The organism is Methanofastidiosum sp., from assembly GCA_013178285.1.
In the GTDB taxonomy this organism is placed as follows: domain Archaea; phylum Methanobacteriota_B; class Thermococci; order Methanofastidiosales; family Methanofastidiosaceae; genus Methanofastidiosum.
Genome location: JABLXD010000061.1, coordinates 1 through 6,162 on the forward strand (window position 1 = coordinate 1; position 6,162 = coordinate 6,162).

The window sequence follows — 6,162 nt, forward strand, 5'->3', positions numbered from 1 at the left end:
ACTGCAATATCAAATTGCCGAGAGGATGGCAAAAAAGAAGAAATAGTCGATGCAGACACCTTGGTACTGACAGCAACCAGAACCGGGTGTTTTTTTGCAGCTATTAATTAATACTCAGATTTTGAATTAAGGGGTGGGCAGATGTGGGGACATATGAGGATAATTATGATTCGTTGGATTATCGAAAATTCACGCTGGCAAGATCGGAATTCGACAAGGCTATTCATACACTTGATGGAATTCTTAAAGGGATTTCGATTGATGGCAATATTAATCAACAAGAGATTATGGAACTTAATTTTTGGTGTTCAAAATATAGCCATTATAAATATACGCATCCTTTTAATGAACTTATTCCGCTTATATCAAAATCAATCGAAGACCATTTATTAGATGAAGAAGAACTAAAAGATATTTTGTGGTTGTGTAACCGTTTTAAAACCGACAATATTTATTTTGATATAATCACATCCGATATTCAGCGCTTGCATGGAATACTACATGGTATATTATCAGACAACAACATTGCATTAGATGAAATTAAAGCCCTTGGCCGGTGGCTAGAAGAAAATGAACATCTTGTAAAAACCTATCCCTATGATGAAATATATAGTTTGATTATATCCGTATTATCAGATAATGTTCTAAGCGATGACGAGAAGAAGTTCCTCAAGTTATTTTTTAGTGAGTTTGTTGATATCAACAACTGTCCTACCAACATTGATCTAAAAGAGATTTTACAGCTTAAACAGAATATCACAATCAATGGAATCTGCTCTGTATGTCCTGAAATAACCATCGTAAATAACGTTTTTTGCTTCACTGGTATATCTTCAAAAACAACAAGAAATACAATAGCTGATACTATAGAATCCCTTGGTGGTTTATACAAAAACAGCGTAACCAAAAAAACCAATTATCTAATTGTCGGAAATGAGGGCAATCCCTGTTGGTCTTTCTCCTGCTATGGCCGGAAAGTTGAAGCAGCAGTCAACCTTAGAAAAGAAGGACATCAGATCTTAATCGTCCATGAAAATGACTTTTGGGATGTACTGGATAGTTTAATATAAACTATCCAGTAGGTATTTTGTAATAAAAGGTTGGAGGCTTTTGTATTACACCCGATAGCAAAGTAAATACTCATATAGCGCGTTTACTTATTAGTTCTTCTAATACATAGCCATATACCATCTTACCATTATATAAATATCCAATATTCCTGATGAGAGTATTATAATCATTAATTGAGCAATTCTTATACAATATATTTATACGCCATACAAATATAATAGAATTGTACTGCCAAAAAAAAGACTTTAAAATCTTAACCGCTTGTTCCATAGTAATGCCAAATATTTTTTTCGAATAAAGATTGGCATTTGAATATCCCCAGAAAGCAAGAATTACTCCAATGCCAATCTGGCATTTCCCCACAGTATAGTTATTAATTGGAACATTAAATAAAACAGCCAACAACAGTCTAAAAGAAGCCACTATATACTCAACAACACGATAAAATACAGGTCTGTATGTAGTTTCAATTAAATATATACCATAAACTATATCAAAAGGGATCTTGTAATCTTTTGATAAAAAGTAAAGTCTATTTGCATCTTTTGAGCTTTTTTCAACTCTTCTTAATATTTTTTTAATATCCTTAATCATTTCATTTTTTCTAGAATTATATCAATATATTGCATGGGATTATCTACTTGTCCTTCAATCAAAAAAGCAAGTTCGATTAGTTCAGGTTGCAATTCATCCTTTTTGTTTAATTCGACAACGCTTGAATGTTTGTTACTTTGAAGCGCTATAACGTAATAACTACTATCAGGCTTAACATATTTTAGAACGCAAACATATCCTTGCTCAATCTCAGTATAAAAAGATTGGAACTGGTTTAACGAAAATATCCTATTGTTTTTGCTATAGAAATAAGCACCTCTTTCGTTAAGCAAAACATATTGTCTTAATAAGTTATTGCCAACTTCATTTGAGCTAAATAAATCAGAAAGCCTCCCCCATTCTATTTTTCGCTCTTTAGTGCTAGATATAATCTTAGTAATTAATTCTGTTATTTTATCATTCATATTAGCAACCCCTTCCTTATTGGAGACTCACAAGCTGTTTTTAATTTGGTAAGATTTTGAACTAGTTTTTTTCTGTCAATTTTATCGCTTGACTCTAACATTTCAATCATATTTTTTATGGTCTTTCGAATATCTCTTCTAAACAAAGTACTATATTTATTCAACCGACAGATATTATTATATATTTCAGTCTCCATTCTAACATCTATCGGTTGTTCGTCTTCCGTCAATAATTTTATGTGAGCTTTAAACTGATTCATAATCTCAGTTCTTATTTCATTATATTCAGTTGTTTCGAAATATTCATGAAAAATATTAGGGAGATTCTTTACTAAATAAATTGAAATACCACAGCCAATTATACTGGCCCATACTGAGATTGCTTGGGCCCATACAAAGATTGTTTGCAGATCCATAACATACCTCTTTATATTTTGAATAGTCGTTCGATAAAATCAGTTTCTACACAAAGTGTTAATATCCTCCATATTTAGAGGTATTTATATAATGTTTTATTTGCATCTATCTAAGAAAAACTAAAACTATTTGGCTTCACCAGCCTCATCGAATAATCTTCACTTTTCTCCACAATATTAATATCTCCAATGGCCTATCCATAACATCATCCGATTATTTGCCATTTCCTAATAATCTTGTATACGATTATATTACCACCGATATTATGAGAAAAAGTGCGTAATTTCTGTTAAAAATAAAAAAGCCCCAAAGCCTCTGCTCTGAGGCAGTTATCTTCATTATCTTTTCCTAAATATGACCTATCTCATCCCAGGCAGAATACAATATTCCCTCACTTTTAGGCCGTTTTCGTATGACACGGAGAGACACGGGGCCGGTTATTTTGTCTCTGTCCAATCACACACCAAATACAAAAAGGCCTTGCGTGATAAAATCCGCAGGGCCTTAAAATTGGTGTCGGAGACGGCAGAAATGTGGGTTAATATTATATATCCTACAACAAAAAGAAGACATCCTCCCAGGGGGCGACTGCGAAGCCTCAACAAGAGGAATCGTCCCCATGTCTTTCAGGGACATTAACTCATTAATGAACTTAAAAACCAGCAATCCCTTAATTAATACCAATTTGGCTGATGTTAGGTAATGTTGAGAATACCCTCATATGTTTACTCAACGAATTTTATATCTTCAGGTATTAACCCTTTCTCCTTCATTAATTTAACTAAATTTTTACCACGTTCCAAATCATATTCGTTTTTCTGGAACAGCTTCAAACCGATTTTACCATCTTTACTTAAATATCCTTCTCTAATCAGTAAATCACTAATAAAATTCCTTGCCTTTTCATAAGACTCGATAGCTAAAATGCTTTCTTTACCAGTTATATGCGTAAATCCAGAATGAACAATCTTATTTCGTAATAAATAGAGATCTTGATTCCACTCTTTTATTGGACCTGCATTATTAAACTTTAAATTTTCTTTTAGATAACTAGATAATTCTTGCTCTATTACATTTCTAAAAGGAATAGAAGATGCCTTTTCAATTAAATCTTTTGAACTTCCTTGCTTAGTTAAAATTAACCTGAGAGTATTTCTAATAAAAATTTCAAAAGATGTCTGAAGGTCAATAATTGCCCTAATAAAATTTTCCCTATATAAGTGTGTTTTAGCCGATTCATAAAAATTTTCAACCAAATATATATCTGGGTATAAATCCATTGAAGTAAGGGTGGAACTAATTTTTGAAATTCCATCGTTATCAATAACTAATAAATCTTCATTCATAAATTCTGTGTTCGTCAAGTAAGCAAATGTATCGTTATCCAATTCTATAATTATTGCAGTTGGAAGGTCTCGAATTGTTATGTTTCTTAAATGTGAGAGCCCGAACGTTATTCTAAATGAATCAATAATTCGGTTAATATACCAGATGGTATTGATTACAAAATAGTAAAGAATGGTTTGTTTGTTATTTTCATTTTCAAGCCCGTTACATGGAAAATAAGTTATGTTTAGAGAAGAATTTATAACTTTCGCATTATTATCTAGTAGTTCTACTTCATTCTGAACTGACTCAAAGACCGTACAAAGATTTGCAAAGTTATAAGAACTTAATAATTTCAATCCATCTTTTATAGGTAATTTAAAAGGAAGTTTAAAATTGGCTTTAATCTCCAATATTCTTCCCCTCCATAATCTAATTAAAAAATAATAAAGATGATTTGAATAAATAATTTGTACTAATGTCAAAATAGGTATTAAATAAGTGAGTACTGTAACTTTGCTTACTATTAATAATACTTGTTTTTGTAGATTTTAAATTATATGTAAAAATTTAATCTTCAATCCTAGGGCTTGTAGAAAGCAGTAATATCAATGGTTTGTAGGTAATCAGCGAGCAGTATTTACACTAATTTATTCCAAAATATTAAGCAATTATCGAATTTATCAATAATAAAGTATCACTTCGTATAGCGCTTATCAAAATACTCTACATATTGAATTCTTTGATTTAGCTCATGTTCAGGGAACAGATACGAAAAAGCATCAACGAAATAATCGTCTGTCATACTCGCAATAAAATCAGTGACTATATTGTTCGGATCATGAATATCCTTTTGAACAAAACGTTTGGTAGGATGCCTATAAAAACTTCCTACGACATTTCCGTTTAAATAATGTTGATAAATCAGGGAATCATAATTGTCATTCTCAAGTTCTGTTAGGAATCGTTTATACATCAACTCCATCATGGGCTTAATTACATCATAGTATGGTTGGATAACTTCTTCGCGCTGATAAATTAGGGTATTATTCTCTGTTAACATTTCTGTGATTGCCTCAAAAATATCCAAGCTCATTGATAAATATGATTTATCCAAACTATTTGAAATGATATCTATTACAATATTGGTGATAATATCAGGATTGTTATCACCCAAAAGGTTTTGCTTGTAATCGGCTATAAACTTAGCTTTTGCAGCATCTTGCCGATCTTTACCAATATAAGCAATCATGTCGCTTATACGAACTACACACCCCTCTAAGGTACTTGGGCGTAGTTTGCCAACTATGTCTTTTTGTGTATAGCATTTTTCTATTATGTCATTGTGTTGTGCAAAGGAAGCCACTGACGCAGGCTCATATTTTTCAAAAGCTTTCTCTCCGCAGTGACATAAAATGCCGTCCAATGTTTGTAATGTAAGATTACATCCCGTGATTCTCTGCAAGACACGAACACTATGCACATTGTGATTAAAGCAACGTCCTGTATGAATGTAATACAGTTCATTTAAAAACTCTTCACCTTTATGCCCAAAAGGTGTATGTCCAACATCATGTCCTATTGCGATGGCTTCAATTAGATCAAGATTGAGCCGTAATGCTTTGCCTAGTATACGACCGATACGAGATACTAACTGAACATGAGTTGCTCGCCTAGTGATATCATCATTCCGATAGAGAGAAAACACTTGTGTTTTGTCATTCCCACGGTTATATAAACTGCTATGTATTATCTTATCAATATCTATGGCGTATTGTGTACGAATGACATCTTCATTGTATTTACTTTGATATTCACGTATAGCATCAGAATTTTTACAGGCATAGGGTGATAAAATCTCTTCTGTGTCATTGTGGATAGACTTTAATATTTCGATTTTAGATTCAGTCAATTTCCGCATGCTAATTCCCTTTTCCATTCAATTTTTAAATTTAAAACTGAAATAATCTTTATATATGTAAATTATACCATTCAAACTAGATTATATCACTCGCTTTTGTTTATGAGTGTCGTTACAAGACTTGTCACCTGCAAACCCGTATAAATACAGGCAGCACAAGAGAAGACCGCTGATTTTTGTCGACGGTCTTCTAAATGGTGTCGGAGAAGCGACACTGTTTCAGACGTACCAAATCAGGTGCAAAGGAACGGTTCTCGTGCATCAACGAACTGCACAAATCCAGTCATGACCACCGGCGTAGCCGGTGGCATGCACAGCCCCTATAAGGGGCTGGTACCAGCAGCGCCTGATGGCGCTTTGAATAAGTTTGCCAACCGCATATTCTTTTCCTGGCGGCCCCTAAAGGGG

6 protein-coding genes are annotated in these 6,162 nt (G+C 33.0%); 1 reads left to right on the top strand and 5 read right to left on the bottom strand.

All coding sequences use genetic code 11. The features are described from left to right. Positions 1–143: 143 nt before the first annotated feature. A complete protein-coding gene (locus HPY60_11130; GenBank protein ID NPV51730.1) occupies positions 144–1,070 on the top strand; it encodes an NAD-dependent DNA ligase in 927 nt (308 codons plus the stop codon). Positions 1,071–1,140: 70 nt separating this feature from the next. Here the strand turns inward: HPY60_11130 and HPY60_11135 are convergent, their stop codons facing one another. The 5 genes from HPY60_11135 to HPY60_11155 all read right to left on the bottom strand — a co-directional run bounded on the left by HPY60_11135 (position 1,141) and on the right by HPY60_11155 (position 5,772). Beyond that, positions 1,141–1,665: a hypothetical protein gene (locus HPY60_11135; GenBank protein NPV51731.1), complete on the bottom strand. Its 525-nt coding sequence runs from the start codon at positions 1,663–1,665 to the stop codon at positions 1,141–1,143. After that, a complete protein-coding gene (locus tag HPY60_11140; GenBank protein NPV51732.1) occupies positions 1,662–2,090 on the bottom strand; it encodes a hypothetical protein in 429 nt (142 codons plus the stop codon). Before HPY60_11140 ends, HPY60_11135 begins: the two co-directional genes overlap by 4 nt. Next, positions 2,087–2,506: a hypothetical protein gene (locus HPY60_11145; protein NPV51733.1), complete on the bottom strand. Its 420-nt coding sequence runs from the start codon at positions 2,504–2,506 to the stop codon at positions 2,087–2,089. Before HPY60_11145 ends, HPY60_11140 begins: the two co-directional genes overlap by 4 nt. 726 nt (positions 2,507–3,232) lie before the next feature. Beyond that, positions 3,233–4,246, bottom strand: coding sequence for a hypothetical protein (locus HPY60_11150; protein NPV51734.1), 1,014 nt, complete (start codon positions 4,244–4,246; stop codon positions 3,233–3,235). Between the two features lie 284 nt (positions 4,247–4,530). After that, the gene (locus HPY60_11155; GenBank protein NPV51735.1) at positions 4,531–5,772 is read right to left on the bottom strand and encodes an HD domain-containing protein; all 1,242 of its coding nucleotides are present in this window, start codon (positions 5,770–5,772) and stop codon (positions 4,531–4,533) included. Positions 5,773–6,162 lie beyond the last annotated feature (390 nt).

Bases quoted from the DNA above. Each gene is read 5' to 3' on its own strand.
- HPY60_11145 (NPV51733.1), bottom strand. From the start codon at position 2,506: ATGGATCTGCAAACAATCTTTGTATGGGCCCAAGCAATCTCAGTATGG.
- HPY60_11155 (NPV51735.1), bottom strand. From the start codon at position 5,772: ATGGAAAAGGGAATTAGCATGCGGAAATTGACTGAATCTAAAATCGAA.
- HPY60_11135 (NPV51731.1), bottom strand. From the start codon at position 1,665: ATGATTAAGGATATTAAAAAAATATTAAGAAGAGTTGAAAAAAGCTCA.
- HPY60_11140 (NPV51732.1), bottom strand. From the start codon at position 2,090: ATGAATGATAAAATAACAGAATTAATTACTAAGATTATATCTAGCACT.